This is a genomic window from Acetobacter garciniae, assembly GCF_017377735.1.
Classification (GTDB): Bacteria; Pseudomonadota; Alphaproteobacteria; order Acetobacterales; family Acetobacteraceae; genus Acetobacter; species Acetobacter garciniae.
The window spans coordinates 1-3,024 of the sequence record NZ_JAFVMH010000028.1 but is presented as its reverse complement, the minus strand read 5'-3'; the positions used below and the strand labels follow the sequence as shown (position 1 = coordinate 3,024).

General features: G+C 61.3%; 3 protein-coding genes and 1 pseudogene. 3 read left to right on the top strand and 1 reads right to left on the bottom strand.

From position 1 onward, the window contains the following. Positions 1-311 (bottom strand): annotated as a pseudogene (locus tag J2D77_RS17000) (hypothetical protein); the annotation flags it as partial. 146 nt (positions 312-457) lie between these two features. Here J2D77_RS17000 and J2D77_RS16995 point away from each other — a divergent pair. The 3 genes from J2D77_RS16995 to J2D77_RS16985 form a co-directional block, all read left to right on the top strand. Then, complete coding sequence (locus J2D77_RS16995; RefSeq protein ID WP_207847711.1) at positions 458-931, top strand: SH3 domain-containing protein; 474 nt, start codon at positions 458-460, stop codon at positions 929-931. Positions 932-1,005: 74 nt separating this feature from the next. Then, complete coding sequence (locus J2D77_RS16990; RefSeq protein ID WP_331000172.1) at positions 1,006-1,647, top strand: transglycosylase SLT domain-containing protein; 642 nt, start codon at positions 1,006-1,008, stop codon at positions 1,645-1,647. Between the two features lie 394 nt (positions 1,648-2,041). Continuing rightward, the coding region (locus J2D77_RS16985; protein WP_207847709.1) for a helix-turn-helix domain-containing protein at positions 2,042-3,024 on the top strand (983 nt) is incomplete at its 3' end.

The window sequence follows — 3,024 nt, the reverse complement described above, 5'->3', positions numbered from 1 at the left end:
TCCCCGTCAGGAGTGAGATAGAATACGCGGAAGGCATTGCCGTTACGGGCATAGATCCCGCGCAGGCCGTGATTCAGCACCGGATTGCCGATCTCCATAACCGTAGCGCCCTGGCTGGTGATGCGCTTCAGGGCGGGGATGGCGGCGATGTCGCTCGCAGGGATCGGCCGGGGTGCCGGAATGTCGCCAGGGGCCGCGACAAGCCGTGGCTGCGCGGCCTGCGGCTCTGGGACTGTGGGGGCAGGGCACTGTGCCGCCAGCGCCAGAGACGGACACAGAAGCAACGATGAGGCCAGAAAGATGGATCGCATGAGGTTCTCCTTATGCGATCATCATGCGGTCCCTGCTTGTGACCGCGAGAACGAACGGAATGGCAACATTGACCAGCGCCCCGCAGTCACAACCGCTCATGGGATTATCCTTACAGACACATTGAACAGGAAAAGGAACACAGCCAGTGTCCTCATTGACTACTGCTGCCCTTGCTGTCGCCCTGCTGGCGACGTGTGCGACATCCGCCATGGCGCAAAGCTTCTCTCCGGCCGAGCTCGATCGTATGGCGCAGGAGCGTCAGCGTGAGATCGGCCCGCGGAACTGGGGGCCGCCAGTCGCTGCCAAACCGGACGGCGCGCTGATCCCTCTTCCCGGGCCTGCTGCATGCATGAGCCCACGGACGGACTTCGAACCGGTCTATGCCGGGCCTGGCACGACATTCCGTAAGGCCGGTGTCGCAGCACCCCAGCTCGCGGTCAGTACCACGCGTGTCAACGGCTGGGCGAAGATCTATCGGGCCGGGGGCACCAGTGCATGGATCCCTGAAGGGGATCTCGTTCCCTACCGTCCTTCGCTCAGCGACCACCCGACGGGCTGCAAGGTTGATGGTATTCGCCCGGCCGACAGGATGGTCATCTTCTCGTATCCGGTGCGCTGATGCTTCGGCGACCGTTTGGCGCCGGGCTCAGTGTCCTGGCTCTCTGGGCGCACGCCCAGGGAGCCTCGGCCGACGTGCCGGCACAGATCATCCCGAGCATTTCCGAGGTCGGCACACCGACCTTCACCTATCCCGGGGCGTCATCGGGGTCGTCTTCGAGCAGCAGCAGCTCATCGTATGACGGCACCTGGGGCAGTACGGATGCCATGGCGACACTTCTGTCACAGACTTATGGAACCGACGCGGTTGCGGCAGCCGAAGCGGCCGGGATCAATCCTGACACGCTGGCTGCCTTCGCCCAGATCGAAAGCCATTTCCAGAATACCGGCAATTCCACCTCCTCGGCCGATGGCGTCTGGCAGGTCACGGATGCGACCTGGAACGAGTACGCCTCAAAGCTCGGGCTGAGCGATGCCGACCGGAGCGATCCGGCCGTGCAGGCCCAGGTGGCGAGTGCGATCATCAGCTCCTACGCCCAATCGGTCGCCAGCGTGAATGGCGGCACTGCGACATCCGCCCAGGTCTATGCGGCATACATGTTCGGCACATCGGCTGGGGAGAAAATCGCCACGGCATCGGCCGACACGCCGCTCAGTAATTTCGTGTCCGCGACCTCTCTTTCCAACAACAACATGAGCGGTTGGACCGTCGGACAATACATGAGCACCGTCTCGTCGCGCATGGGAAGTGGGGCGTCCGAGGCGGTCATCAGTTGATGAAAACCGGGATGAAAACGCGCAATTTTGGACACATTTTCGATGAAAAAACAGACACTTACGCGAATTACAGCTTGCGGGAAAAAAGGGTGTGTTGCAGTCTCGTGACGTCCTTGGAATCGCGCTCAGCGACGATTCCCTTCTGCTTCGCTCGAGGCCCGCCATGACCTGATACGCACATAAAGGAAAACCCTGCCTCTCCCGGTCGGCAAACCGGAAAAGCCAGGGCACCCAAAAAAACGCAGAGGAAGTCTGTCGCATAAAGCGGCAAAGAGATTGAATTCCTTTGTACAGCGGAGATTTTCGGAACGCAAGGAAAATTGCGAACGAGGATGCTTTGTCTGGTGCCCGGCGTCGTGAGGCGACAGTCTGATCTCAAGCTGGAAGCTGACGGATGGAAACACCCGATCACGATACGCCTGCGCGCCCGATCCGTCGGCGCGGCAAACGCACCCTCACGCCTGCAATGATGGCAGCGCGCGATGAACTGGCGACACCCGCACTGGCCTGGCCGGAGAAATACGATGTCCTGAAAGTCCTGGGCGCACTCCCGCGCGCCATGGGGCTGACACGGGCGGCCTGGCACCTGCTGATCCGCATGGTGGAGAAGACACCGGCCGAGAGCTGGCTGATGACAGGAACGCCGTTCATCTACGCCCATAATGCGACATTGATGGGATGGACGGGCTTATCGCTCAGCAGTCTGCGCCGCGCCATGCGCGAACTGACTGAGGCCCGCCTTCTTGTCGCCTGCGACGGTCGCAACGGCCAGCGTGGACGACGATGGCAGGGCGAGGGGGGCGAAAAGCAGGTCGGATTCAACCTGGCGTCCCTACGCTATCGGTGGCCGCAGCTTCTTAACCTGCTCGAAGACGAAAGACGGCGGCGCAGCCATGTCGCCTTCCTGCGCGATGCGATCGCCGATCTCAACGATCGGGTCCGCGTACTGGCCGAAGCCTGCGACGACCTAGCGACAGCCATGGAGGCGGCCCGCCTCCTGCGGTTGAGGCTCAGGACCGAAAATCTGGACAGGCTCGGTGAGTATCACGACCGGCTGAAGGAACTCTGGCACCAGGTGCGAACGCGGCCCCGGCCTGTGGATAACCCGGTGCAATCCTCGCCTGGAACAGTCAGGAAATCCGCTCAATGTACCCCGAAAATGGCACCCATGGGTGCCACTTCCGGCACCCACTATACAGAGTCAAAAAACAATCAACCTTCAGATGTTGTTGTAGTAGCGGCCAAAGGCCGCAATCGCATTGAAACAATGCGGCGTGCGGGGCACGATGACCCTGATGACGACAATCCTTTGCGTGAACATTCGGCGCTGGGAGGGTTCAAAGGGACCGCGATGTTCTATCTGACAATCTGCCCGGC